The sequence below is a fragment of the Pseudoalteromonas sp. SG43-3 genome, from assembly GCF_014164385.1.
Lineage (GTDB): Bacteria > Pseudomonadota > Gammaproteobacteria > Enterobacterales > Alteromonadaceae > Pseudoalteromonas > Pseudoalteromonas distincta.
In genome coordinates this window covers 1-25,586 of sequence record NZ_JACJFC010000008.1, presented here as the reverse complement: position 1 = coordinate 25,586, position 25,586 = coordinate 1, and the positions used below count along the sequence as shown (strand labels likewise).

Genomic DNA, 25,586 nt, shown 5'->3' with positions numbered 1-25,586 from the left:
ATATCTATAAAATTAAAAAATCATGATCAAAAATGCACATATACACTTTAATAATTTAGGTACACCTTTCGCTAATGACTTCGGTGATATTTATTTTTCTAATGACGATGGCTTAGCTGAATCGCATTATGTGTATTATGAGCAAAATAATATAGATGCACGATTACAAAATCATGACCAGCCACATTTTGTTATTGCCGAAACCGGCTTTGGTACAGGTTTAAACTTTTTAAATACATGGCAACGCTTTACTGACCACCTTGCACGTCAACAAGTTCAAAATCAATTAGATAATGGTGTTAAACGCTTACACTTTATTTCATTTGAAAAATATCCACTGCACATAGACGATTTAAACAAAGCACTACAGGCATGGCCTTCATTAAGCACCTTTAGTAACAAATTATCTAAACAATACCCAATTAATTTAGAAGGATGCCACAGACTCGAATTTGACAATGGACTGGTTGTTCTCGATTTATACTTTGGTGATGCACTTGAATCAATACAAGCAATGAGCTATCCGCAAACAGGAATAGTTGACGCTTGGTATTTAGATGGTTTTGCGCCAAGTAAAAACCCCGAAATGTGGCAGCAAAGTTTATTTAATTCTATGGCCAATATATCAAGGGCGAGTGCAACCTTATCAACATTTACTTCAGCAGGCTTTGTTCGCCGTGGATTAATTGATGCAGGGTTTAATACTAAAAAAACCAAAGGCTTTGGCCAAAAAAGAGATATGCTTGTTGGCCAACTAGAGTGCGTAAATGATGCTCAATCAGCTCCTGCATATTTTCATCAAGATAGCAGCGCTTTAAAAAAAGTAGCGGTCATTGGCGGCGGTATAGCCAGTAGCTGCATTTTATATAGTTTGGCTAAACGAGGCATAGCAAGCCAATTATTCTGCCAAGATGAAAAACCAGCTATGGGGGCATCGCACAATGTGCAAGGTGCTATTTACCCTCACCTACAAGCTAAAAATTCACCGCACAGTGAATTGTTTGCACATAGCTTTTTATACGCAAAGCGCCTATATAATAACTTACTTAGCAGTGGTTTTAATTTTGATTACGATTGGTGCGGCGTATTACAACACGCAGTAAAAAAGCCTCTGGCCGATAAACATGAAAACTTAGCACAAAAACAACTGTGGCCAACCCAGCTAATGCACAACGTAACCGCAGAGCAAGGCGACGAAATAGCCGGCGTAGAAACAGGTTATTCGGGCGTGTTTTTTGAGCAAGGCGGCTGGGTTAACCCTCCGCAATTAGTAAACGCCATGTTAAGCGCTGCAAATAGCATAAACCCATTTAAAAGCGTATTTAACTGCAATATAAAACAGCTTAAAAAAACTGACAGCGGTTGGTTTTTATTAACGAATGATGAGCAGTTAGGTCCTTTTAGTGATGTAATTATTTGTGCAGGCGAGCACAGTGATGCATTTGAGCAAACAAAAGCGCTACCAATAGTAGGCGTACGCGGGCAAGTTTCACATATTGAGGCAAGTGAGCAATCACGCAAACTTAAAACAGTGCTATGCCATAAAGGGTATTTTACCCCAGCCTATTTAGATCATCACTGTATGGGTGCAACGTTTGAAAAAAATACCAAAAGCCGTCAAGTTACAGCGCTCGACAATCAGTTAAACCAAGAGCAACTACTTAGCTTTTATCAGCAAAGTGAATTTGCCTCAACCCTTGGCAATATTACCTCGGCAAAAGCAGCTGTACGATGCACATTTATAGATCACCTACCAATGGCAGGGCAATGGTGCGAACAAAGTGATTATACAATGGCCTTTGCTAACTTACGCTTAGGTAAACGCTATCAGTACGAGCAACTTAATAAGCCACAACAAGGCCTACATATTTTTACCGGCTTTGGCGCCCGCGCTTTATGTAGCGCACCGCTAAGTGCAGAACATCTCGTAAGTTGTTTAAATAACGAGCCTCGCCCATTAAGCGAACGTGTAAGCCAAGCTATTCACCCAGCTCGGTTTATAGTACGAGATTTAATTCGTAATAAAATTTAAATGAGGTATACACATTAAAATAATAGATCTAATGTGCATATAAATTAAAAACGTAAATTATTTTGAACTAGACAACCTTTCAACTAATTCAACACGGCGGTTTAGTTCACGACCTAGATCATTTTTATTAGTTGCAACGGGTGAATAAGGACCCGCTCCTTGAGCTAATAACCTTTCTTTAGCTACCCCATAATCAGCAATTAATGCGTTAACAACCGCATCAGCACGGCGCTTTGAAAGGTTTACATTATAATTAGGCGAACCTTTATCATCGGTATGACCAACAACATATAAACTCAATTTTTTATTTTTTTCCATAACTTGAGCAATAACATCTAACGCCTCTTTAGATTCAGCTTTAATAGTGGCTTTATCATAATCAAATAAAATACCGTAAATAGACGCCTTTCCTTTTTGCTCTAACTGCTCAAGAACTTTATCACTATTCGTTTCTATTAAGCCTGTCACTAAGGGCTCTGTACGAGCAACAACAAGCTGAATACGAGAATCGCCATTATAGTTACCTATAAAAAAGGCAACGTAGGTAGTTTGCTCATTTAGAGTTTTTTTCATAACTTGATATCTAGGTTGGTGAAAGTAGTTATAAACAGGTTTGATTGCCAGCTTATCGCCTAATGCTTGAATCTCTTTTCTTTTTGTACCGCATTCATTTTTTTGACAAGAAAATACGGTTTCAAAACCTTCTTTAGTCAAAGCACTCACATAGTTATGATAAATTTTTAACGTCGATACTTTATTCGCAATATAAGTAATTCGCGTTAAATCTCCTGTAACATCAAGCATAGGTGAAGTACTCGTTTTTTTATCAGACTTGCCAATTGGGATACTAAACTCTTCATAATCAATATTTTGATAATCCTCGATATAGCTACCAGGGTAACGACTTAATAAAGGATGATCTGCAGAACCTTTATAATCTCCATGTGTAGATTTTTTTATTTTATTATTAACTTTTTTCTTGAATGCTTCAAAATCAGCTTTTATTAGTCCAGTTTCAATTTCTTTAATATTGATCGTAGTCAAAAGCGCTTGTGTCGTATTTTTATATTGTCCAACAAATAACGAAATGGCAGCTTCAGGAACCTCTCCTTTTGCTGCGTAAATATAATGTGGTTGTCCGTAATAACTAGACACGTTGAAATAGCTCGACTCTTCAGCCAGCAATTTATCCTCTCGCTTTTCATAACAATCGTTTAAAGAACATATATACAAAACTTTAAATCCAGCATCATTTAAAGCGTCTTTGTAGTTTTCTATTACCTTTAAAGAAGCAACATTCTTTATTTGATAAGAAAAATGACTTACATCACCAATAAATGTCTTATATTCAAATTTTTGAGATTTTTTTAGCGCAGGATTAAAGGCTGATACAAACTGTGCTTCTTCACCCGCTAAAGTGACTTTTTCTTCTAATTTCGCATCGGGGTAAGCCGTTAGTAATAGCTTTGCTTGCAGGTTAAACGCGCAGCACAGGTAGGCAGTACAAATTAAAAGTACTTTGATAATACTATTTTTCATGGAAATTCCTTTTAAAGTATTAGTTTACATTAGCACTATGCCTAATGAGCAAACTTAATTCAACGATCCTTATTTGTGTAACTTTTTCACACTTCAACGTATAACTGAAGTGCAGCCATATTAAGAGTTGTATAATGCGTCGGTTAATAAGCTGTTTAAATAACGAGCCTCGCCCATTAAGCGAACGTGTAAGCCAAGCTATTCACCCTGCTCGATTTATAGTACGAGATTTAATTCGTAATAAAATTTAAATGACAAAGGTGCTTATTGAGGTAAAATGAGTACCAATAAATGGAATTTATTATTTAAAGGACTTTAATGAAAACTTTAGCATTTTTAATAATACTGCTATGCGCTCTATCGTTTAATGTACTTAGCCAAAACGTCACTGAAATCCCACTTCCTGAAGAGTTTGTTACAACAATGGATGTAGCCGGCGAATACCCAATGGTTCGCACTGGTTATTTAACAGATTCAATTTCTGATATCGCTCGCTTTTATCAGCAAAAATTAGGTGAGCCGTTAAAAACAAACGGCAATAATACATATCGCACTTTGTTTTATAATTACCAAGAACATAAGGTTCGTATTAGTCTATATCGCCGTAGTTATGTGACCGAAGTGAGTATAATGGTTGAATAAAAAGTTCTAAAAAACACGCCAAAAGCAGCTAATTTTAATGCTCAGTTAAGTATTGAATTTTAATTAAAGTATTTTTTGAAATTAGCTCATTTAAACTCTTTTTTACCCTTTAAAAATTATCCCCTACCCCAAGGTCTGTTTGTAAGCACATTACTTTTACTATTTATTGGAAGGAGTTAATTATGAGTAAGACCCTAATTATTGGCGCAAGCGGACAAATAGGTAAAATGGCAACTGAGCTACTTTTAAAAAATGAGCAAAATGTTGTGGCATTAGTGCGCGACAAGAATAAGCTAAGCGATTTAAACAGCTCTTTTTTAACTATCGTTGAGCAAGATCTTGAAGGCGATTTTGGTGATGCAATGAAAGGCTGTGACCAAGTGATTTTTGCTGCAGGTTCTGGCGGAAGTACGGGCGATGATAAAACTGTACTTATTGATTTATGGGCTGCAACTAAAGCAGCTACCTTTGCAAAAGAGCATGGCGTTAAACACTTTATTATGGTCAGCTCAATCGGTGCAGACGACCCAGATTCGATTCAAGGTGATTTAAAACCTTACTTAGTTGCCAAGCACATGGCTGACGAGCACTTAATCAATAGTGGTTTGAATTACACCATCGTTCGCCCTGGTACACTGACTGATGATAGCGCTTCAATGCAAGTAACGACGCAGCGACCAAGTGATCGTTCTGAGGCTAAAATTAGCCGCGAAAACGTAGCCAATGCATTATTACATATTGCGACTAACTCATTTATTAGTAACCGCATTTTTGAGTTATTTGATGGCGACAAACCAATTAAAGCCGCTGTTAAATAAGCTTTAATACCAATTTAATTAAACGTATGAACAATTATTGCAAGTTAGTATAGTTCATGGATAAGCCAAAAAATTACAGTGTAGTCGCTCTATATCAGTAACTTTTTGGCGCAATGAATTATTTAATCCGCTTAAGTGATTTATGTTTAATAAAATTAAATTTACTCCACTAAGTAAATTAGTGGAGTAATATTTTAATACCTTGCCAACCGAGTTGTAGCGTTAATAACGTTAAAACGACTCTAAAAATACGCTTAAATTTATCCCCAGACATACTTTTAAGTAATTTAATTCCAAACCAAGTCCCTACAGCACCACTTATTACCATAGCAATTACAAGCGGCATCCATTGCCAAAAGCTAAAGCCAACAGCACCATAAATTACCGCTTTTAATAAATGCTGCACACTCATAATGCTCGAAAATGTTGCCGTAAATTTTAACTTTTCGTAATTATTTATATATAAACAGCTACCAACTAATGGCCCGCTCGCCCCCACAAACATAGAAACAAAAGTTGTTATGCCACCGGCGACCATGCGCCATAGCTTAGAGGTTAGTTTTACTGGCGGCGTTTTACCCCACAGTAAATAAATAACAAAAATAGCGACCACTAACTTCATAGCATCAAGCGATATATCATCAATTACAAAACTTGATAACCCCGCCCCTACTAAGCCGCCTAACGCAAAATATACAAACATGCTTTTATCAATATGCTTAAAGCTGAGTAATAACCTATTTGCATTAGAGCCAAGCTGTACTAAACCATGCACAGGCACAACAACTGCCATAGGCATAAACGACGCCATAACAACAAGCAACATTAGCCCGCCACCCGCACCAAATGCAGCAGATATAAAAGAAGTAAAGCCAGCGGTGATCATCATTAATAGAAACAAAAATAAAGACATACTGTCGGGAAATAAAAAGTCCATAAAACTCCACTGCCTATTTAGGTACTTTAAAGTCGCAGTATTTTAAACAATAAAATGTACAACATACACCTATAGCAAGCGTTATAAGCCTCTATTTCAGGCAATGTATTATGTTGCGTTGTTTTTGCACTTTGTTTGCACATTTAACAAATATTATACATTCAACTTCATTACCGGATATTTCTGATGAGAAAACTTAACGCACCAATTTTAGCACCGCTTACAGTGTGCATACTTGCACTGGGCTTAGCTGCCTGTAACGGTAGTGATGCTGAAAATACCGTCGTAACTGAAACAACCACCGATGAGGGCACTACAACAGATACTTCAACCGATTTTGTTGTAGAAGTTGACCCTTTTAACTTTGAAAGCGATGCGCTCATTTCATCAATTACCACTCAAACATGTACGCTAAGTAATGGCGATGAAGCTTCATGCTACAAAATTGATATTGCCGGTGCGCCTTCAAATTACGAGATTGGTGTATTTTGCCCTAGAAATATCACATCAACAGCAGACGAAGCCGGTATTTGGTTTGACGGCACCGGTGAGGTTTACGATATAACTGGCGACTTTATTTTAAATCTACCAACATTATATAACGATAGCCATTGGCAGCTATACGACGAAGGTACAGGCCTTGTAAATGTAACAGACACACAAGAATCGTGTGATGGTGCTGCACGTCCAAACGTAGAGGAGCAATACCAAAACCACTGCGTAGAATGCTCTATTGATTATGTTGATGGCGGTATATCAGAATCATTTTTAATTCCAATAACGCCTGTTGCAACCACTCAAAATAGCAGTATTGGTAACACTAATGTAGGTGTTGCTCTCAATGGTGTTGTACTTGCTGCACCCGCCCCTGTTGAGGCTATTTTAGGCGCATACACTATTGCAGCCTTTGATGATTGCGCTGGGCATATTAACTTAGTAGCAGGTTATCACTACCACGGTGAAGCAGGCTGTAGCCAAACACAAATCCAATCAGACGGTCATGCCGCCATGATGGGTTATGCACTCGATGGATTTGGTATATTTGGCATGCTTAACGAAGATGGATTAGAACCCACTGATTTAGACGAATGTAGAGGCCACACCGACGATACACGCGGATACCACTACCATGCAGCCGATGTATCTGAAAACATGTTTATTGGTTGTTTTAAAGGTGCTACCGCAAGATAACTCGCATTCTGGCCAAATAATTAACTGAGATACTAATGAAAATATTTAACGTAATAAAAGCACTAACCACTGGCTTTTTACTTGCTACCTCATGCTCAGCGCTAAGTCATGCAGGCCACGGCTCAAACGCGCCTTGGGAAGCATGTGAAGAAAAAGCCATTAATGAAGGTTGTAGCTACACAAGCCATGATAAAAAAGCGACAGGCACATGCCAAGCAATGAACAAAGTACTTATGTGCGTTCGAAATAAACCACTTGAAACATTAATAGACAAAGCAACCCAACCTGCCAGTGATCAAAAGCAATCTGTAAAATCACTCGCAAAACGATAAAGTAAAGTAACAGCTACACGCCAAAGTCTTAACGCTGTTTGTTAAGGCTTTTTTTAATCACAAATCATTAGAAAGCATACCCTTTATCTGTTAAATTAGCTTTGTGTATCAAATAATAAAAATAAAATTCCAAAAATGGAATTACACAAGCAAGGTACTAACGTGAGCGCTACATTTAAAATTGTTTTTAATGGTCAGTTATATCAAAATACTGACCTTACCTCTGCCCAAGAAAAACTTAGCCAACTTCTAAATATTCCTCATAATATTGTTGTTCAGTTATTTGATGGAAAAGCTTACGCTTTAAAAAAAGACTTATCGAGTATTGATGCTGTTAAAACAGAATCCTCACTAAAAAAGCTAGGATTAATTACTAAAGTAGAACCGCAACTCTCTACTGTAACCTCTCAATCTAAAAATAATCAAATAGCACTCACTGAGCACAACAAAAATACAGATAAACACATTAGTGAAAGTACTGACGGCAAAAGTATTTCAATACAAAACGAACGCCTAGATACAAACGAAGCCCCAAATACAGCTGCAGCTATTAAGCAAAGTTATAATAAATATAAATTACTGCGTAACACTTTAAAAAGCGGATTGTACTTTTGCTATTGCGCACTTTGTATTATTACCATAATAGGCGTAGGGATCAGTGTTAATGCACTTAAAAACAATTTGGGCACTCTAAATAATGGAACCACAAATAACACAACTACAAACAGCTTAAGTTACCAAAACTATAAACAATATTTGATTGATCAAAACAGCCTAAATCAACCAACACAAAAAGTAACAAACGAGCAAGCAGCTAACCCTACACAGCAAAAAAGTAATGAGTACTTTAGTCGCTTTTCATCGCTAATAAATAGCTACGCGCAAAGTACAGGACAAGCTGATATAAAAACGATGGGGGGCGATAAATTACAACAGCACCTGCAAGAAATAGATGACCTAGGCCCTAAAAATGAATTTTGGCAGCAACTGATACAACTTTCAAAAAGCTTAGATAACGATAAGCACGCAATAGGGATGCTCAATAATACTGACCCCGCCAAAGTACAATGGATAAACGCGGTAGATTGGATCAGCCAAAGCTATATTAGGCAACATCAAAACTCGCAAACTACCAACACCTCCCCAGCCAATGCGGATGAGCAAAGCAGCAACCCAATACTTAATCTAACGTTGTTAATAAGTATGTTGTCGTTATTCAGTATTTTTATAATTGCGATAAAAATGAAGTTACGCGCAATTAGAAATACTTAAACTTTATTTTATAAATTCCATAAAAAAACCCGCAAATTTGAATTAACAAATTTGCGGGTTTCTTATGGTTTTCGAATAACGAGTTCAAAAACCTTTATTGGTGGAGCTGGGGGGATTTGAACCCCCGTCCGAAAAGCCTCGACCGTCGGTACTACATGTTTAGTATTGTCATTTAATTAACCTTTAAGTCCCGGACAAACACGGTAAATAAAGGCGAGGCCGCTTAGTTTTAACGCTTCAACCCCGGCCAGGGTTTCCGTCGCGATCAGGTGTTAGGGTGACACTCCAAAATCCAGTCCACAAGAATACATGGAAGGAGCGCTAGCCAGCCTAAGCTGCTAGAGAGTAGTTATCGTCGTTTGCGATTACTTTAGGTTGCGGCTGTTTAACGAGGCAAACCGCACCTCGACATGCACCTTGGGCTTCTTGAATTCCGTCGAATCCTAATCAGCCCCTGAATTAGTAACTCAATTCAGAGCGTGCAAACAGTATAACTGAGTAAAGTACTGATACTCAAGGCCTAGTAACGCTTTATTTTAATTGCGTGCACTAACCGAGCATTAAGTAACCAAAATTTAGTTTATGCAAGCCCATATAAACATTTGCTTAACAATGTGTTTAACCTGTGTTCAAATAAGGAGTTAAGGTTTTTGTCATTTCTAAACCTTTAGTTGTAAAAAACAAAAATAATAACAGGCATAGAGTAGGGAATTAATAAATGTCGGTTTTTTCATTTGATCAAAATACAGGGTTTGTCTCTTTAGTTAGTCACCCTATTGATAGTGGCTTTCCTGTTACGAGTACTCAGCTTACGCAAATGCTCGAACAATCTGAGTTTAGTGAGTACGAAGCTGTCATTGCCAATATTGGAAAGCTTTTTGCGCCAACTAAAAACTATCAGGAAGTATCACTTGTCGTTGCTAAAGCGGTAAATGCGTCGCTTGTCATTAATATTGATGAAAAAAACATGGTCGCAGAAGCAACATTAACTACCGCTAAAGGTGGTGCGCTTTTGTCTATGGAAGGTGCGCAAAAAGCGCTTGCTGATGCAGGTGTTAAAAAAGGAATAAGCCCACGCGCGCTTGATACCTTTTTAGGCCAGCAGTTTGAAAAACCAGCAGGAAGCTCTTATAGCGCCATAATTGCACATGGGCGTAATCCTAAAAAAGGCAGCGATGCTAAATTTGTGCGCTTATGCTCAACAGCCCAAGACCGTGTGCTTAGCCCACAAGCTAAGGAAGGTGGTAAGGTTGATATGAAAAATCTTGGCGCTATTATCACCGTAAAACCTGGTACTCCCTTAATGCAGCGTATTGCCGCTACTCCTGGAGAAGATGGCTATACGGTATTTGGCGATTCAATTAGTGCAAAACCAGGTACAGATCACCAACTCCAGCCTTTCGAAGGTACAAAAGTAGATCCTAATAATCCTAATATGCTTATTGCCGACTGCAAAGGTGTGCCCGTTGCCCTACCCCGAGGTATGCGTGTAGATGACGTTTTATGCTTTGATAACGTAGATGTAAGTACAGGCCACGTTGATTTTGATGGTAGCGTAATTATTACTGGCGATATTAAAGACGGCATGCGTGTAAAAGCCAATGGTGATATTACGGTACTGGGTTTTGTAGAATCAGGAGCTGTTGAAAGTAAAAGTGCGGTAACCATTATGCTTGGTGCAATTGGTAGAAAACGTGAAAGCGAGGAAGCATTTACATGCTCTATAACCGCTCTGCGAACTATTTCTATTGGTTATGCTCAGTACTGCAATATTAAATCCGAACAAGATTTATTTATTGAACGCCAAGCTCTACATTGTGATTTAAGTGCTAGGCGGTTAATACGTGTAGGCAAAGCAAACGATCCGCGAGGTAAAATTATTGGCGGTAATATTTTAGATGCTATGCGCATTGAAACAGGTGAGCTAGGCGCGCCAGCCGGTACTAAAACGCGCGTATTTTTAGCGCAACTCTGGTTTGAGCTTCGCCAAAAGCAAACACAAATAACCGATTTTGAAAAAGTACTTGCGACTAAAGTAACCGCTTTACAACAGGCTCGTGAAAAAGCGAGTAAAATTGCGGGGGCTGCTCAGCGCCAGCAATTCATGAATAAGATAACTGAAAATGAAAAGCATATAAAAATACGCTCTGCACATATTCATCGTCAAAAACTACTTATAAAGCAAAAAATAGTGCAATTACTTGCCAGTAGTCGTTTAAAAGTAAATGAATTAATGCACCCTGGTGTGGAGCTTAAAATAGCGAAAGATTCTAAACAATTTTCGCGTATTTACCCGCCCCACCTAGTTAAGCTAACTGAGGGTAAAATTACTCAGACGTTTTAGTTTCTTCGTTATTTTGTGTATCAGTTTCAACTTTGTTATTAGCGTCGCAATCATCAGTTGGCGCTAATGGCCAACCACCTAATTGCTGCCAGCGATTTACTATTAAGCAATAAAGCTCAGCTGTACGTTCTGTGTCGTAAAGCGCTGAGTGTGCTTGGCTGTTATCAAACTCGATACCTGCCGCTCTACATGCTTTTGCTAATACAGTCTGCCCTAACGCTAAACCCGCTAAAGATGTTGTATCAAAGCTTACGAACGGATGAAATGGCGTACGCTTAATGTTATTACGCTCTATTGCTGCATTTAAAAAGCCATGATCGAATGCGGCATTATGCGCCACAATAACTGAGCGTTGGCACCCTGCGGCCTTTTGCGCTTTGCGTACTACTTTACATATTTCTTTAATTACTTCGTCTTCAGGTACTGCGCCACGTAATGGTGAAAACGGGTCTATACCGTTAAAGTCGATGGCTGCTTGTTCTATATTAGCGCCTTCGAATGGCTGAACATGAAAATGAACAGTATGATCTATGCTGAGCAGTCCTTCGTCATCCATTTTTAAAACAGAAGCTGCTATTTCTAACAAGGCATCTGTCTCTTTGTTAAAACCAGCAGTTTCAACATCAATAACAACAGGAAAAAATCCACGAAAGCGTTTTGCGAAAGGTGTTTGCTCAGTATTTGCCATAGTCTTCTTTGTTTATACGTGTAAGCTGACTATTATGTCAAAATTGATGCCCCCTAGGCTAGGGGATTTAAGTATTTATTGCTTTAAAATTGTAGGCACATAACTTGCTTTAACTTATAAGTTAGTTACGTAGAGAACAAACTAATCATTGCAGTCGTTAATTTGCCAAATTATTGGCATTCCCGGATAGCTGGAGAGCACCATGAAGTATAAGTTGTTATTTATTAGCCTTAGTATAAGTGCAGTGCTTTGCAGTACTCACTCGCAAGCTGCTATGCGCCAATACACAGCAACCCAAGACAACTCCAACTGGGAAGTCGTTAAAACAACGCGCTTACAATGCCAATTAAATCATGAAGTTCCTTATTATGGGGAAGCTATTTTTAAAGCTTCAGCAAGTAAAAATAAAAACTTAACGTTTAATTTAGATATGGTTGTACGCCCAGATAATTACGCAATTGCTGGTTTAAAAGCCGTGCCACCGTCTTGGCGAGCAGGCTTACCGGCCCGTGATATTGCAAATATGAAATTACTTAAAAAGTTTGATGGTGAGCTGGGTAATAAAACCGCATGGGAGATGCTTAGTGAGCTTGAAAAAGGCTACTACCCTACTTTTTATTATCAAGACTGGCAAAACAGTGCCGATAAAATTGCCGTTGGTATATCGAGTGTAAACTTTAAACAAGCTTACTGGGCTTTTTTACAATGCCGTGATGAGCTACTCCCTTACAGCTTTGAAGATATTTCGTTTACTGTAATGAACTATCAATCTAACAGCAGTAAATTAACTAAATCGTCGCAACAACGCCTTGATAAAATTGCTGAGTATTTAAAAAATGATGCAAGCATAGAGTCCATTAGCATTGACTCATACACCGATAGTTATGGCGGCCGCTGGAATAACTTAGATTTATCGCGCAAGCGCGCCAAAACTATAAAAGATTATATGGTGAGCTTGGGTGTCGATGAAGCAAAAGTACAAACCACCGGCTTAGGCGAAAAACGCTTTGTTGATAATAACGATAACATTTTAGGCCGAGACAAAAACCGTCGTTTAATTATTCAAATAGAGAAAATGTAGTAAAACTAATTTGCGCTTACTCTCTTTCGCTTTAAAAATTTATCACCAAATTGGAAAAAACCTAGGCTAATTAAAATAATAACCGCACCAATGATTAGCTCTTGGCTTAATGGCTCATTGTTTAGCCAAGCTCCTAAGCCTAACGCAAAGCTAGGAGTTATGAGCGTAGTAAGTGATACCGTACTCGCATTTAGGTTTTGCAGTACATGAAAATACGCCAAAGCCCCAACTAAAGATCCAAACACACCTAGATAACCAATTGCCCACAATGATTTTGCACTCCAGTTTTGTATATGCAACTGACCATCTAATAACCACCAAGCAATAAAAAAGAGTGGAGTTACAAAAACTAAGGCACCAAATGTTGTTGCCATAGGGTGAATCGCAATTTGTACGCGCTTAATCATCACACCACTTAAGCTAAAAAAGCAAACAGCCATAAACACATAAAGTAACCCGAGCCCTTGAGTTTGCGAGTTTTGTACTTGGTTATAACTAACAAAATATAAGCCGATTAGGGCGCACGCTAACGCCACTAATTTAATCGGGCTAAATTTAGGTTCATTTAGTAATTGCTGAGCAAGCAACCCTGACAAAATAGGTGCAAGGCCAAACATAAGCGAAATAATACCCGAAGGGACTGTTTTAGCTGCCATATAGCTTAGTAACATACCGCCAAAAATACCTATACTCGAATAAAAATAAAGTAAGCATGCATTTTTGCTCCAAGGTACTCTAATGTTTGTTATGGCAACAATTAAACCACCTAAAAACAACCCCACCAGCATACGCATTAATACAGCAAGCGTTGGCGATACTGTTTCACTGCTCCACACAATCCCCAGTGGTGTAGTAGACCAAATGAGAACCATAAAAAAATACGATACTTTTACCGGCACATGCCAATCCTTAGCGTTTTATAACGCAATCCAACGTATATAAAATTATACCCTCACCACCCTATTTTAATACTTTTAAATGCATACAAGTCCTTAATAAATACAGTTGTAAATTGTAGGTTACATTTTAATACCGCTCTTTTATTACAAAACTATTTGAGATTTGAGTAACTAGTTATATCGTGCATGTATATTAATAATAATTAAGGTAATTAAGTGCTTAAAAATAAAACAACTGGAAGCATGTTAATTGTTGCAGGCACAACTATTGGTGCAGGTATGTTGGCATTGCCAATTGCATCTGCCGGGCTTGGGTTTAGTACCGCGCTTGCATTGATAATTGCTAGCTGGTTACTAATGACCTACACCGCACTACTCATGCTAGAGCTACACCAATATGCACCACACGATGCAACGTTAAATACGTTGGCTAAATTATGGCTTGGAAAGCGCGGACAATACATCGCGAATTTTTCGATGGTTTTTTTATTTTACGCTTTATGCGCTGCTTATATTGCAGGTGGTGGTGCACAACTTCAAGCGCGTATAAATATAGGCTTTGATGTAAATATAGCCCCACAGTTTGGCTCTGTGATCCTCGCTGTTATTATTGCAAGTGTGGTAACGCTGGGCACTAGCAAGGTAGATAAACTAAACAGAGTGTTATTTACAATAAAAATTATTGTATTAGCTAGTTTGTTTTACATGCTAACCCCTTATGTACAAGGTAAGCATTTATTAGAGATACCTGTAGAGCAAGGGTTAATCCTTTCAGCTATACCGGTTATATTTACTTCGTTTGGCTTTCATGGCTCTATTCCTTCTATTGTTAAATATGTTGGTGTAGAAATAAAAGTACTGCGCAAAGTAATGATTGCTGGAGCCGCCCTGCCTTTAGTCATTTATATTTTTTGGCAACTACTTAGCCAAGGTATTATGAGCCAAGCTGACTTACTCAACAGCCAAGGCCTTAGTGGCTTTGTATCAAGCGTGGCAAGTATTGCGCATAACCCAAGTGTAGCAACGGCCGTTAAGTTATTTGCTGATTTAGCACTTGCGACATCATTTTTAGGGGTGAGTTTAGGGTTATTCGATTTTTTTGCTGATACATTTAAAAAAGGTGACAATAAAACGGACCGAATTAAAACGGCCTTAATTACGTTTATTCCGCCGCTTGGCTTTGCATTATTTTATCCTCAAGGCTTTATTATGGCTTTAGGTTACGCTGCAATAGCACTTGTCGTACTTGCAATATTTTTGCCTGTAGCAATGGTTTATAAACAGCGTACAACATCAAGTAAAACAGGCTACAAAGTTAAAAGTGGGAATGTTGGGCTTGGCATAGCAGCTATATGTGGCATAACGATTATTGCTGCGCAGTTTATGCAAATGGCGGGGCTAATTCCTGCTATCGGTTAAAGCTTTTTGTTTTAATTTAGATATAAAAAAACCGCACATCATTAGATGTGCGGTTTTTTTATATTAACTGCGTTTATTTACAAACGTCAGCTACAGCATTTGAAAAGTATTCAATATTTGACTGGCTAACACCTGCAACATTTACGCGGCTAGAACCTACAATGTAAATACCATATTCTTTTTGTAGGCGAGCAATTTGCTCTTTATTAATACCTAAGAAAGAAAACATACCGTTTTGACGTTCAATAAATGAGAAGTCTTGCGCAATATCTTTAGTTGCTAAGCTTTCTTTAATTAAGCTACGTAAGCCATTTATGCGGCTACGCATTTCATCAAGCTCAGAGTGCCATAATTGTGTAAGCTCTGTACTGCTTAAAATAGTATTAACAATATCAGCACCATGCGCTGGCGGCATTGAGTAAATACTACGTACAACGCTTAGCATTACAGAGTTTGAAATATCTGCTGTTGCGCTATCTTTTGCAATTAGTGAACATGCACCAATACGCTCGCGGTATAAGCCAAAGTTTTTAGAACATGAAGAACAAATAATTAGCTCTTCTACTGCATCAGCTAAAATACGTAAGCCACGTGCATCTTCTTCAAGTGAAGCTCCAAAGCCTTGGTATGCAATATCAACAAGTGGTGTAAAGCCAACTTCTTTTGCAAGTTCGGCAACTGTGTTCCACTGTGTTTCGTTTAAGTCCATACCGCTTGGGTTATGACAACATGCATGCACTAAAACCACATCACCTTTAGGCACTTGTTTAAGTGTGTTGATCATTTCATCAAACAGTAAGTCTTTATTTTCGTAATCGTAATACGGGTATTCTTTTACTGTTAAGCCTGCAGCTTCAAACAAGCTAATATGGTTTGCCCATGTTGGATTAGTTACCCATACTGTTGCATCTGCATTGCAACGCTTAATAAATTCAGCTGCAACGCGAAGTGCGCCCGTACCACCTGGCGCTTGTGCAGTACGTACGCGATTTGCTAGCAATGCTTGATGTTCGCCTAGTAGTAACTGCTCCATCTTTTGGCAGTAATCTAAGTTACCCGCTAAACCAATGTAAGATTTGCTCATTTCGTTTTCAAGACGAAACGCTTCAGCTTTTTTAACCGCTTTAAGAACCGGTGTATTGCCTTGCTCATCTTTGTAGACACCTACACCTAAATCAATTTTATTAGGGTTTGTATCTTGTTTATAGGCCGCCATAAGGCCAAGAATAGGATCTGTTGGTAATGGTTTTAATACTGAGAACATTGGCTATCTCTTATCGTTATTTAGGGGTTAGCTGTTAAGCTAAGCTTAACATAAAAGCACATCATGTTGACTAGCGTTATTTACACTAGAAAGTGAGGAATTTTAATACAACATGCAATTAAAACGGCAAGCGTCTTTTCATCAAAAAAATCATTTTTAAAGGCTTCAGCATCTACAATACCAACACATTCATTTTGTGTATTAAATAAAGGTAAGCAGGTTTCTGATTTAACTTTAGGATCGCATGTGTAGTATTCACCACCTTGTGATAAGTACTCTTCAACGTTATTAATAATACGGCCCTTGTGAGATAGCGCAACCTGCACGTTATTACTACCTGCCGCAAATGCTTGCGTTAAAGGGAACAACGGACGACTAGGCGCACCATGATAAGCCAATTTTAATAGTTGCTTACCTTCACTAGTATTAGTTGATTGATAAATACCATACCAATCAACACTTGTTTGGTGCTCAATGTAGCTCACAATACTTTGTAAATTAGCTAGCTTGAACTGGGTTTGCTCATCATTTTCAAGATAATCAGTTAATTTGAATGGCTCATCTTGTAGGTAACCAAATAAACTACACGCACCGCCCTCGCCAAGCTCAGGTATTTGATACTCCCAACATACATCAGGCAAAGCTGTGTTTGCTAAATGTAGCTCAAGCTTTTCAAGCTCTGTTGAAATCAAAGCTGGATTAGCACTTAGTTGTGCTTTTTTTAGGTAAGAAGAAATCATTTGGCCATCCATACATCTAAAGTTTCGAGAATAATAGCATGGATATTTTTGCAGAGCTAGCTCAACTTGTAGCACATTTCAACTTGGTTACCGCTGGCGTTATAAGTTACTTTTTCGGCTATTTCTTCTAGTAAAGACACCCCTCTACCAAATTCATTATTAACCTTTGCCAACTCATCGTGCTTACTACTAAACCCTCGGCCTGAATCACAAATAATGAAATATAAACTGAGCGTGTCGGGGCAATAGCGCATATCAATAATAATCATCGCATCTGTAAGTTTAGCAAGAGCTGCCTCTCTTAATTCATAATATCGAAAAAAGCCGTCTTCTTGTTTTTTAATCTCTGAGTTAAGCCCTAGTACACCATGATCAAGCGCATTGTTATAAGCCTCAGACAACAGTAAAAATATATTAGAACGATGGGCATTTAGCCCCCCAACACTGCTTAAAATATTAACAACGTCGTAAACGGGGTCTGTTTTTTTTATTTGTTCTGAGTTTAAACTTAAAGATAAATTAAACGCTAAAGTAGAGAATGCTTCTCGCTCTTGCTCCTCAGGAACTAAAGGCAGGCAGTTTAGTAAAACAATGCTTAAATCATCTTGCTGTTTAGTGCCATCTGCAAACTTAGTAACGTCACCCACTATATCTTCGCTACTAATCATCGATTTACTTTTTAAGGTTTGTAAAAAACGCTCTTCCCCAAAAAATGTATCTTCTTTGTTTGCTGTTTCTATAATACCGTCGGTTGCTAATACTAGGCGTGTATTACTATTTGTTTCAAAGTGAATAACTTCATATTCAAATTCTTGATCGTCTAAAATCCCCAGCGCCATATGTTGCGACTCTAATGTTTGTTTTACATTACCGTCTTTATCTATTAGGTACGCATCTGGCAGGCCGCCCATCCATGCAGAAATACTTTTACCGGATGCACTAAGCTCTATAATGGTTGCAGCACAAAACATGTGTCCAGGTAGGAGATTGTAAAGCAGTGTATTTAGCTCACAGGCAATGTCATTAATCGCCATGCCTTTTTGTACCATAGTATAAAAAACACGAGAGATAGGTAATGCACCAATAGCTGCCGCTAAGCCGTGCCCTGTAAAGTCTCCCAACATGCAATACAGATTGCCTATTGGACTTTGCGCCACTAAAAACATATCGCCGTTAAACATAGACGCCGGCGATAAATTAAAATCGAGGTACTCTTTAAACTTGCCTTGATTCTCTAATGAGTTATTAAAAATATGCTCAATTATTTCGTGTTCACGTTCAATTTGATTGTGATGATATTCAAGCAGTTTTTTTTGTTGATTTGATTTTTTACTTAGCTCTCTGGTGCGGCTATGTGCTTTAATTTTTGCATGCAAAATAACTTTTTCAAATGGTTTATGAATAAAGTCATCGCCACCTACCGCGAGGCACCGCTCAAAACTTGCTTGATCTTCTAAGGAGGTTATAAAAATAATCGGTAAGTAAACTTCACTATACTGCTGCTTTATTTTTTCAGCTGCTTCAAAACCATCCATTACGGGCATTAATACATCGAGTAAAACAATGTCTATTAGCTCTCTTTTAAGTACATTAAGTGCATCTAGCCCATTGTAAGCCACTGAAATTTTGTAACCTTCCTGCTCAAGCATTTTACTTAGTAAAATGCGATTGAGCGCCTGATCGTCAACAATCAACACATGTATCATTAGCTAATATCAAACTTTTTATCAAAACGTGAAATTTGTAGGATTTTTCTAAGCTGAGGCTGGCAATTACTTATTTCGATGGTTTGTACTTGGCTATCAATGGTTTTTTTCATGTTAAGTAACATGCCAAGTGCTGAACTATCCATATAATCAGTCTCTCTTAAATCGATAATAACCTTTACTGTTTTTTCGCTCATTTGAGCATAAGCTTGGCGAAACGATTGCACTAAATTAAAATCAAACTTACCTTTAATTTGTATTGTTAATGTAGTGCCATCGACTGATTCATTCTTAGTTAAACTCATAGTAAACTCCAATAATATTTCCTTTGAACTAAATATAACCTGTTAAAAGTATTTAGCAAAAAGAAAAACACACAACTTCAAATTTGCTATCATTTACACCAGTATTTAATTCATTTTTATCCACAAAGGTAAGGTATGAGTGATAGTCACTTAGTATATTCAACTAGTACGGGTCGCATTGACCAGCCGAAACCAGAAAAAGAGTTGCACGCTAAACTTTTTAAAGATGGTTTTATTCGCATTGAGCGTCAAACTAAAGGGCGTAAAGGCAAAGGCGTAATGCTAGTTGTTGGCATTGATCCAAAAGATCACGATTTAAAAAAGTTAGCTAAAACTATAAAAAGCAAAATGGGCCAAGGCGGCGCAGTAAAAGAAGGCATTATTGAAGTACAAGGTGATGACCGAGATAAACTAAAAGGCATTTTAGAAGCGTTAAAATTTAAAGTTAAAATTGCGGGTGGTTAACCCGCAATTTTATTAACTAGTTACTTCGCTATTTGCGAGTTCATTTAACCTTTCATACAAATTCGGTAGTTCGTGCTCAGCAATTGGCTTACTAAAATAATAGCCTTGCACAATGAAGCAATTATTATTTTGTAAAAACTGCATCTGCTCTATTGTCTCAACTCCTTCTGCGACCACGTCTAGCTTTAACTTTTGCGCCATGGCAATAATAGCTGCAGTGATTTCCATATCATTTGTATCCTCAGGGATATCTTTTACAAATGAACGGTCAATTTTCAATATATCAACCGGGAACCGTTTTAAGTAACTGAGCGACGAATAACCTGTACCAAAGTCATCAATAGAAATAGATATACCTAATGCTTTAAGCTCGTGCAATTGTGTAATGGCTGCCTCTACATTACCCATTAGCATGCTTTCGGTCAGCTCTAAATGAAGGCGCTTTGCTGAAACACCCGACTTAATTATCATTTTGCTCAGTGTTGTAACTAAGCTTGAGTCTTTAAACTGGCGGGCCGATAAGTTTATCGATATATTATTTTCTAGACCTTGTTCTGCCAATCTTACGGCAAAATCACAAGACTCTTGAAGCACCCATTCACCTAATTCAACTATAAGGCCTGTCGCTTCTGCAATAGGAATAAATTTATCTGGAGGGATTGCGCCTTCAGTTGGGTGGAACCATCTTAATAACGCTTCATAACCAACGACCTGATGAGTACGGCTATCAACTTGAGGTTGGTAGTAAACTACAAATTGCTTTTCTTTGAGCCCTATACGTAACTCATTTTCGATAAATAAACGCTCATTTGCGGCCGCGTTTAATTCTTGGCTATAAAAGTGGAAGGTATTACGTCCTTTTGCTTTTGCCTCATACATTGCCAAATCAGCATGTTTGAGTAACTGATCTTCCTCTAAGCTATCGTAAGGAGCCATAGTTATACCAATACTTGCACTGACAATAACTTCATTGCTACCTAGTTTTATGGGCACGTTCAGTGTTTTTTGAATTGTATTGGCAACATCAGCCGCGTGAGCTTGGCTTTCTATACCACTGAGCAACACTGCAAATTCATCACCACCTAAGCGCGCTATGGTGTCCTCGGCTCGTAAACGTTTTTTAAGTCTGTTTGCCACTTCAATTAATAATTGATCGCCAGCATCGTGCCCTAATGTGTCGTTAATACGCTTAAATTCGTCTAAATCAAAGTAAAACAAAGCAAATGCATAATGCCCGCGCTCTGCTAATGCCATTGATTTACGCAATTGCATTCTAAAAAATGTTCTGTTGGCAAGTCCCGTAAGAGTGTCAAAGTAAGCCAATTGTTCCATTTTACGCTGGCTTTCTTTTACAAACGAAATATCTTGTGCTGATGCTACATAACTGGTTATTTCACCGCCCTCTTCACGAATTGGCGAAACACTTAAAGACACCCAAATTGGCTCTTTGTTTAAACCAGCTATTAATGTGTCCCCGCGCCAGTAATTACGGCTGCGTAAATCTATGTCTATATCTTCAATTAAAATAGACATTTCTGAGGCAATAATATTAAGTAATGGTGCTCTATTAAAATGGCTTTCTGGATAGCCTGTCATTTCGAGCATTTTGGGGTTTACGTACTCAATGACAAAATTTTCATCGGTGATCACAACCCCAGTGCCCGAGAACGCTACCGCTTTAGATAAACGATTAGCTGCTTTTTCAGCAATTTCTTTTTCTGTAATTCTTTGGTTTAAACCATCAATAAGTTTGCGGATTTCTACCGTCATGTCTCTAAATGAGCCATTAAGCGTACCAATCTCATCTTTGTTTTCTGGCGGAAACTCTGTTGTTAGCTGACCTTTACCAAAGCTTGTTACTGCATAAACTAAAGTATGTAAACGCCGAAGCACTAGTTGATAAAGCGCCTGATGCAGCAATAAGGCAACTAATATTGCGTATAAAATAAAGAGTCCAAAAAACTTCAGTTTTAAATCTTGTAACGCAGATAACGTTGATGAACGTTTTTTATAAACCCCTATGTACCAATCTAAATCATCAATTTTACGGATATTAATAATGTGAGCTTCATCATTTTGTTCAAATGAATTGGCGTATTCTGGTAACTTCACCGCAATTGCATCGTCAATAATTGACTGCAGTTCTGGGTTTACAAATTCGTTAGTAGCGAGTGCTTTATTGTCACTACCGTAGTCAGCTAATAATGCAGGGTTTAGATTGGGATGGGCTAACAATTGCCCTTTACTATCAAATACAAGTAAGTGTTTTTCTTTATCGCCAACAGGTAAAAATGAAATAAGTTTATTAAGGGAAATATCGCTTCCCGTTACACCTAAAAACTCGTTATCAACATACACCGGCACTAGTAAGCTAATAACCCACTTTCGCCATACTGTATCGTAATAAACTTTTGACCATGCAGGCTCTCGCTCTGACCCCAACATACTTTTAATATATTTATACGTTGTACCTTGCGTAACTCTAAACTCGGCTGGTGCATTTAATGCCCAGTTTGGAGGAGAAACACGAATGAAATCGTCATCGGTAATTAAATAAAAGTTAAAAAAGTCATGTACCAGAGTCGGAGAAATTATACGCCATAACATTTCAGAATCATTAAATAGGCGTTTATAAAAAGGAGAGTAATTTTGCTGTGGTAAAAATGCTGCTGATAATCCGTCAGCCGAGGCACTTCGAATCGTACCATCGCTATTAAACTGTAACTGTGATTTATTACCTAAATTAATTGGTGAATTAGATTGAAAAAGCTGCTCTGTCACTACGTTATTAGCTTGCTGAGCAATATTTATTTTTGTTTTAATACGCTCATTAAACTGCTTCACTAATAAATCTGTAGAGCTTTTTAACACCTCATGTTCTTCAAAAACAAGTTGTTTCTCTTCAGATTTAAGCATTAAGGCAGCCGCACATACCCCTGCTATTAAACAAATAGCAGATATAAGCAGTGAAAGTTTTACACTTAAAGAATTCAATCCAAAACGAGATGGAGGCCGTCTGTAAACCACGGGTCAACCTTAATTATTAATAATTGTTATTATTTGAACCAGTTAACGAAATATACCAGATCCGCATTCATATTTATAAATTATTTGTAAAGTTTCTATAATAATCACCTAAGGTAAATAAATAGTACCCTAAGCTTATTTAGATCTTTATTGACATTGTTGGCAACTCTCCATACATTAACCGTATGAACATATTTATCTCTCGCACTTTTTTTTCGTTTTTTAGCTTCTTTATATAGAAGAGGCTTCCCTGTTTGTGAGATAAAATCAATCGAATAGTAAAGCCTCCCAACCGGGAGGCTTTTTTGTTTTTGCTGTGTAATAACAGCCTACTTTTGGAATGAGGATACCAAAATGACAAATGATGTATTAAATGCACTAAGACACGATATAAATGAAATAGACTCCGACCTACTCGTGTTATTAGCTAAACGCCGTCGCATTAGCCACGGTGTGGTTGAATATAAAATCGCCAACAACAAGCCAATTCGCGATGAAGCACGTGAACTCGCGCTTCTAGAAAAATTAATTGGTTATGGTAAGTCACTGGGTTTAGATGCTTACTACGTAAATAATGTGTTTCAAACTATTTTGGAAGATTCAGTTTTACACCAACAAGCAATGTTACAAAAAAACCTTAATCCAGACGCACTGAGTGAAACACACCGTGTAACTTACTTAGGTGGTCAAGGTTCTTATAGCCAGCTTGCATGTCATAAATACTTTAGTCGCCGCCCTGGTAAATTAATTGAAATTGGCTGTACATCGTTTGACGAAATAACAGGTAAAGTAGAAAACGGCCAAGCTGATTTTGGTTTATTACCGATTGAAAACACAAGCTCTGGTAGCATTAACGAAGTATTTGACTTATTACAGCACGCACAAGTCTCTATTGTTGGAGAAGTCACTCACAGTGTAGAGCATTGCTTACTCGCAAACCCTGATACTGAACTTAGCCAACTAACAAAAGTATTTGCACACCCGCAACCATTTGCACAGTGCAGCCGTTTTTTACAGGGCTTAGGTGATTTACAACACGAAACATGTGACTCTACATCAAGCGCATTACAATCAGCTCTAAACACACCAAATAGTGCTGCAATTGGCTCTGCACAAGCAGGAAAAAATGTCGGCCTTGAAGTCATCAAATCAAACCTTGCTAATCAAAGCGAAAACCATAGCCGCTTTATTGTTGTTGCGCGTAAACCTCTGCAAGTGTCTAACCAAATTCCAACTAAAACTAGTTTAATCATGTCGACAAAACAGCAAGCGGGCTCACTAGCCGATGCGTTGATGATTTTTAAGCAGCATAAGATTAATTTAGTAAAACTTGAGTCGCGCCCAACTCCGGGTAATCCGTGGGAAGAAGTATTTTATGTAGATCTTGAAGCAAACTTAGCTGATAGCCAAGTAAAAGAAGCACTAGAAGAGCTTAAAGAGCACACCCAATATGTACGTATTTTAGGCTGCTATCAAAGCGAGTCATTACAGGCAGTAAGCGTTAATACCTAATACACACTTCCATAAAATAAAAAGGGCCGATATCGGCCCTTTTTAGTAAAAAGTGACAAGTATTAGTCTAAAACTTTTGAATCATTCGCTTTATTTAATAAGCTTCGGCTTTGTGTTAAAAAGTGCTCTGTTGAGTCAGAAAAGTAAACTTTCGCCTGCGCAAAAGAATCAATAAGCGCTGCTTTATCTCCTGCTTTTAATTTTTCCAATGTACTTGCAAAAGTGTCTTGGTACTGTGCGAGTAGGCTCTCTACATCATCGAATTGCGCTAACATAATATCTGAGTACAACTCCGGCGACTGTGCAAATAAACGCCCTACCATCATCAGCTCTAATTGATAAATAGGTGACGAGCAACTACGTAACTCTTCTAGTGTATGACTTTGTTTTGCTAAAAACTGTCCGTACACAAATGTTGTTAAATGGCGCATTACCTGAATAATTTGCATTGCTTCGTCGTGCTTTTTAGCATCAAGTTCAACAAGCTGACAACCCCATACTTGTAACTGCTGTAACAAGCCTTTTGCCGCTTGGTGCTCTCGCCCTTCACATACAACGACTGTTTGTTTTACCCAGTGTGATATGTCAGGGCCAAACATAGGATGCAAACCCACCACAGGGCCACTGTGCGCAGCTTTTAGTGCTTTAATAGGCGATTGCTTTACCGATGTAATATCAACTAGTAAACAGTCATCATCTAGTTTAGGTAACTTAGCAACTACTGCGTCCAATGCATTAATTGGTACGCTAATCATTACCAGCTTGGCACCTTTTAAAATATTTTGCGCATCGTTTTGCTGATCTTTATCTAAAACTTTAACTTCGTAACCTGAGCGAATAAACTGCTGAGCAAATAGCTGCCCCATAGCACCTTGGCCACCTACAATAACAATTGGCGAAAGTTCTGGCGCTGCACATGCAAGTTTTGCTTGTTGGTTTTGATAGGCTTCTCGCATCATGCGTCTTAGTATATCTTCAACGAGATCGGGGCTTACATTTTGATTTATTGCTTCTTGCCTTCTTGCCGCTAATAGCTCTGCTTCACGATTAGGTGCATGTAAAGGCGCGCCTGTTTGTTGTTTTATCTCACCAATTTTTTGCGTAATACCATTACGTTTAGCGAGTAAGGCAACAAGTTGTGCGTCGCATTCATCTATACCTTCTCTCAGCTGTGCTAAATCACTTATGTCAGCCACGTTCATACCACCTTAAAAAACAAATAACGTAAATATAAATTTACATAAAAGTAAACTAATCAATACGATAAATACTAACAGGATCAGCTAACTGATAAAAGGCTAAAGCTTAAATTTTACTAATGAGGAAATAAGAATTGAGAATTGAGAATTGAGAATTGAGAATTGAGAATTGAG

Annotated in this window: 21 protein-coding genes, 1 other RNA gene and 1 other annotated feature; of the genes, 11 read left to right on the top strand and 11 right to left on the bottom strand. The window is 38.0% G+C overall.

The genetic code is table 11. From position 1 onward, the window contains the following. Positions 1–22 precede the first annotated feature (22 nt). The gene (mnmC, locus tag H5157_RS08970) at positions 23–2,032 is read left to right on the top strand and encodes a bifunctional tRNA (5-methylaminomethyl-2-thiouridine)(34)-methyltransferase MnmD/FAD-dependent 5-carboxymethylaminomethyl-2-thiouridine(34) oxidoreductase MnmC (RefSeq protein ID WP_182724563.1); all 2,010 of its coding nucleotides are present in this window, start codon (positions 23–25) and stop codon (positions 2,030–2,032) included. Between the two features lie 57 nt (positions 2,033–2,089). Here the strand turns inward: mnmC and H5157_RS08965 are convergent, their stop codons facing one another. Next, on the bottom strand, positions 2,090–3,571 hold the full coding sequence (locus tag H5157_RS08965) for an OmpA family protein (protein ID WP_182724562.1): 1,482 nt from the start codon (positions 3,569–3,571) through the stop codon (positions 2,090–2,092). Positions 3,572–3,889: 318 nt separating this feature from the next. Here H5157_RS08965 and H5157_RS08960 point away from each other — a divergent pair, with 318 nt between their 5' ends. Beyond that, the gene (locus H5157_RS08960) at positions 3,890–4,213 is read left to right on the top strand and encodes a hypothetical protein (RefSeq protein WP_182724561.1); all 324 of its coding nucleotides are present in this window, start codon (positions 3,890–3,892) and stop codon (positions 4,211–4,213) included. A gap of 182 nt (positions 4,214–4,395) precedes the next feature. After that, positions 4,396–5,031, top strand: a complete 636-nt coding sequence (locus H5157_RS08955) for an NAD(P)-binding oxidoreductase (protein WP_149602990.1) — start codon at positions 4,396–4,398, stop codon at positions 5,029–5,031. Positions 5,032–5,209: 178 nt separating this feature from the next. Here H5157_RS08955 and H5157_RS08950 read toward each other — a convergent pair whose 3' ends face one another. Further along, complete coding sequence (locus tag H5157_RS08950) at positions 5,210–5,968, bottom strand: sulfite exporter TauE/SafE family protein (protein WP_182715678.1); 759 nt, start codon at positions 5,966–5,968, stop codon at positions 5,210–5,212. 186 nt (positions 5,969–6,154) lie between these two features. On the opposite strand from H5157_RS08950, the gene H5157_RS08945 reads away from it, so the two are divergent. The 3 genes from H5157_RS08945 (at position 6,155) to H5157_RS08935 (ending at position 8,763) form a co-directional block, all read left to right on the top strand. Then, positions 6,155–7,159 carry a YHYH protein gene (locus H5157_RS08945; protein ID WP_182724560.1) on the top strand — a complete coding sequence of 335 codons (1,005 nt, stop codon included), beginning with the start codon at positions 6,155–6,157 and terminating at the stop codon, positions 7,157–7,159. Positions 7,160–7,194: 35 nt separating this feature from the next. Then, positions 7,195–7,491: a hypothetical protein gene (locus tag H5157_RS08940; RefSeq protein WP_024596756.1), complete on the top strand. Its 297-nt coding sequence runs from the start codon at positions 7,195–7,197 to the stop codon at positions 7,489–7,491. A 162-nt stretch (positions 7,492–7,653) separates the two neighbouring features. After that, the gene (locus H5157_RS08935) at positions 7,654–8,763 is read left to right on the top strand and encodes a hypothetical protein (protein ID WP_310736842.1); all 1,110 of its coding nucleotides are present in this window, start codon (positions 7,654–7,656) and stop codon (positions 8,761–8,763) included. Between the two features lie 98 nt (positions 8,764–8,861). On the opposite strand, the gene ssrA is transcribed toward H5157_RS08935, so the two are convergent. Beyond that, positions 8,862–9,218: a transfer-messenger RNA gene (gene ssrA, locus H5157_RS08930) on the bottom strand. A 263-nt stretch (positions 9,219–9,481) separates the two neighbouring features. Between ssrA and H5157_RS08925 the strand changes: the two genes are divergently transcribed. Continuing rightward, on the top strand, positions 9,482–11,107 hold the full coding sequence (locus tag H5157_RS08925) for a DUF342 domain-containing protein (protein ID WP_182724558.1): 1,626 nt from the start codon (positions 9,482–9,484) through the stop codon (positions 11,105–11,107). On the opposite strand, the gene rnt is transcribed toward H5157_RS08925, so the two are convergent. Continuing rightward, on the bottom strand, positions 11,091–11,795 hold the full coding sequence (rnt, locus tag H5157_RS08920; RefSeq protein WP_024595664.1) for a ribonuclease T: 705 nt from the start codon (positions 11,793–11,795) through the stop codon (positions 11,091–11,093). The genes H5157_RS08925 and rnt overlap by 17 nt on opposite strands. A 202-nt stretch (positions 11,796–11,997) precedes the next feature. On the opposite strand from rnt, the gene H5157_RS08915 reads away from it, so the two are divergent. After that, positions 11,998–12,876 carry an OmpA family protein gene (locus H5157_RS08915; RefSeq protein ID WP_024595663.1) on the top strand — a complete coding sequence of 293 codons (879 nt, stop codon included), beginning with the start codon at positions 11,998–12,000 and terminating at the stop codon, positions 12,874–12,876. Between the two features lie 5 nt (positions 12,877–12,881). On the opposite strand, the gene H5157_RS08910 is transcribed toward H5157_RS08915, so the two are convergent. Further along, positions 12,882–13,775 carry a DMT family transporter gene (locus tag H5157_RS08910; protein WP_024595662.1) on the bottom strand — a complete coding sequence of 298 codons (894 nt, stop codon included), beginning with the start codon at positions 13,773–13,775 and terminating at the stop codon, positions 12,882–12,884. 216 nt (positions 13,776–13,991) lie between these two features. Here H5157_RS08910 and H5157_RS08905 point away from each other — a divergent pair, with 216 nt between their 5' ends. Further along, a complete protein-coding gene (locus H5157_RS08905; protein WP_182724557.1) occupies positions 13,992–15,194 on the top strand; it encodes an aromatic amino acid transport family protein in 1,203 nt (400 codons plus the stop codon). A gap of 73 nt (positions 15,195–15,267) precedes the next feature. Here H5157_RS08905 and H5157_RS08900 read toward each other — a convergent pair whose 3' ends face one another. From H5157_RS08900 to H5157_RS08885, 4 genes are all read right to left on the bottom strand, one after another. Next, the gene (locus H5157_RS08900; RefSeq protein WP_002962951.1) at positions 15,268–16,458 is read right to left on the bottom strand and encodes an amino acid aminotransferase; all 1,191 of its coding nucleotides are present in this window, start codon (positions 16,456–16,458) and stop codon (positions 15,268–15,270) included. Between the two features lie 80 nt (positions 16,459–16,538). Further along, positions 16,539–17,198 (bottom strand): GAF domain-containing protein, encoded by a 660-nt coding sequence (locus tag H5157_RS08895; protein WP_182724556.1) that lies wholly within the window; start codon positions 17,196–17,198, stop codon positions 16,539–16,541. A gap of 56 nt (positions 17,199–17,254) precedes the next feature. Beyond that, complete coding sequence (locus H5157_RS08890) at positions 17,255–18,904, bottom strand: SpoIIE family protein phosphatase (RefSeq protein WP_182724555.1); 1,650 nt, start codon at positions 18,902–18,904, stop codon at positions 17,255–17,257. Then, the gene (locus H5157_RS08885; protein ID WP_149602997.1) at positions 18,904–19,209 is read right to left on the bottom strand and encodes an STAS domain-containing protein; all 306 of its coding nucleotides are present in this window, start codon (positions 19,207–19,209) and stop codon (positions 18,904–18,906) included. Before H5157_RS08885 ends, H5157_RS08890 begins: the two co-directional genes overlap by 1 nt. 135 nt (positions 19,210–19,344) lie before the next feature. On the opposite strand from H5157_RS08885, the gene H5157_RS08880 reads away from it, so the two are divergent. Then, on the top strand, positions 19,345–19,674 hold the full coding sequence (locus H5157_RS08880; protein ID WP_002962947.1) for a translation initiation factor: 330 nt from the start codon (positions 19,345–19,347) through the stop codon (positions 19,672–19,674). 12 nt (positions 19,675–19,686) lie between these two features. Here H5157_RS08880 and H5157_RS08875 read toward each other — a convergent pair whose 3' ends face one another. Next, positions 19,687–22,701: an EAL domain-containing protein gene (locus H5157_RS08875; RefSeq protein ID WP_182712752.1), complete on the bottom strand. Its 3,015-nt coding sequence runs from the start codon at positions 22,699–22,701 to the stop codon at positions 19,687–19,689. A 192-nt stretch (positions 22,702–22,893) separates the two neighbouring features. Then, positions 22,894–23,011 (top strand) — a sequence feature (Phe leader region). A 44-nt stretch (positions 23,012–23,055) separates the two neighbouring features. Here H5157_RS08875 and H5157_RS08870 point away from each other — a divergent pair. Further along, on the top strand, positions 23,056–24,213 hold the full coding sequence (locus tag H5157_RS08870; protein ID WP_002962945.1) for a chorismate mutase: 1,158 nt from the start codon (positions 23,056–23,058) through the stop codon (positions 24,211–24,213). Between the two features lie 62 nt (positions 24,214–24,275). Here H5157_RS08870 and tyrA read toward each other — a convergent pair whose 3' ends face one another. Continuing rightward, complete coding sequence (gene tyrA, locus H5157_RS08865; protein ID WP_002962944.1) at positions 24,276–25,409, bottom strand: bifunctional chorismate mutase/prephenate dehydrogenase; 1,134 nt, start codon at positions 25,407–25,409, stop codon at positions 24,276–24,278. Between the last annotated feature and the right edge of the window lie 177 nt (positions 25,410–25,586).

Bases quoted from the DNA above. Each gene is read 5' to 3' on its own strand.
- H5157_RS08890 (WP_182724555.1), bottom strand. From the start codon at position 18,904: ATGATACATGTGTTGATTGTTGACGATCAGGCGCTCAATCGCATTTTA.
- H5157_RS08945 (WP_182724560.1), top strand. From the start codon at position 6,155: ATGAGAAAACTTAACGCACCAATTTTAGCACCGCTTACAGTGTGCATA.
- H5157_RS08925 (WP_182724558.1), top strand. From the start codon at position 9,482: ATGTCGGTTTTTTCATTTGATCAAAATACAGGGTTTGTCTCTTTAGTT.
- H5157_RS08885 (WP_149602997.1), bottom strand. From the start codon at position 19,209: ATGAGTTTAACTAAGAATGAATCAGTCGATGGCACTACATTAACAATA.
- H5157_RS08915 (WP_024595663.1), top strand. From the start codon at position 11,998: ATGAAGTATAAGTTGTTATTTATTAGCCTTAGTATAAGTGCAGTGCTT.
- H5157_RS08940 (WP_024596756.1), top strand. From the start codon at position 7,195: ATGAAAATATTTAACGTAATAAAAGCACTAACCACTGGCTTTTTACTT.
- H5157_RS08880 (WP_002962947.1), top strand. From the start codon at position 19,345: ATGAGTGATAGTCACTTAGTATATTCAACTAGTACGGGTCGCATTGAC.
- mnmC (WP_182724563.1), top strand. From the start codon at position 23: ATGATCAAAAATGCACATATACACTTTAATAATTTAGGTACACCTTTC.
- H5157_RS08895 (WP_182724556.1), bottom strand. From the start codon at position 17,198: ATGATTTCTTCTTACCTAAAAAAAGCACAACTAAGTGCTAATCCAGCT.
- H5157_RS08950 (WP_182715678.1), bottom strand. From the start codon at position 5,968: ATGGACTTTTTATTTCCCGACAGTATGTCTTTATTTTTGTTTCTATTA.
- H5157_RS08965 (WP_182724562.1), bottom strand. From the start codon at position 3,571: ATGAAAAATAGTATTATCAAAGTACTTTTAATTTGTACTGCCTACCTG.
- H5157_RS08955 (WP_149602990.1), top strand. From the start codon at position 4,396: ATGAGTAAGACCCTAATTATTGGCGCAAGCGGACAAATAGGTAAAATG.
- H5157_RS08960 (WP_182724561.1), top strand. From the start codon at position 3,890: ATGAAAACTTTAGCATTTTTAATAATACTGCTATGCGCTCTATCGTTT.
- H5157_RS08870 (WP_002962945.1), top strand. From the start codon at position 23,056: ATGACAAATGATGTATTAAATGCACTAAGACACGATATAAATGAAATA.
- H5157_RS08900 (WP_002962951.1), bottom strand. From the start codon at position 16,458: ATGTTCTCAGTATTAAAACCATTACCAACAGATCCTATTCTTGGCCTT.
- rnt (WP_024595664.1), bottom strand. From the start codon at position 11,795: ATGGCAAATACTGAGCAAACACCTTTCGCAAAACGCTTTCGTGGATTT.